The sequence below is a fragment of the Micrococcus sp. GbtcB5 genome (assembly GCF_019091605.1).
Taxonomy (GTDB): domain Bacteria; phylum Actinomycetota; class Actinomycetes; order Actinomycetales; family Micrococcaceae; genus Micrococcus; species Micrococcus luteus.
Genome location: NZ_JAGXJK010000135.1, coordinates 1 through 306, shown reverse-complemented (window position 1 = coordinate 306; position 306 = coordinate 1). Strand labels below are relative to the sequence as shown.

1 protein-coding gene is annotated in these 306 nt (G+C 67.6%); it reads right to left on the bottom strand.

What is annotated here, in order from left to right; all coding sequences use genetic code 11:
• The coding region (locus KVS67_RS11775) for a 3-hydroxyacyl-CoA dehydrogenase NAD-binding domain-containing protein (protein WP_254629361.1) at positions 1–99 on the bottom strand (99 nt) is incomplete at its 3' end.
• Positions 100–306 lie beyond the last annotated feature (207 nt).

Here is a 306-nt window from a genome sequence, read left to right as displayed (position 1 = left end):
GTCCGCCGTCACCGTCAAGCCTCGGAAGGCGCTCTGGTAGGCGATCTGCGCCCCCAGCACCCCGGTGCCGAGCACCGTGACGTTTGCGATGTGGTTCATGTTCTTGTGTCCCCTTTCTTCCGGCGGCGATCAGCGTTCGGTTCCGGTCCGAACTTCGGTGCCTGCGACGATGTGGGCGACCTGCCGCCGGAGGTCTGCCATCGCGTCGTGGCCGGAGTGTGCTCCCGTCGACATCCGAGCGATCGTCAGGTGGACGACCGCGAAGATCGCCGAGGCGGCAAGTCGCGCGGCATCCGCGTCGGGACC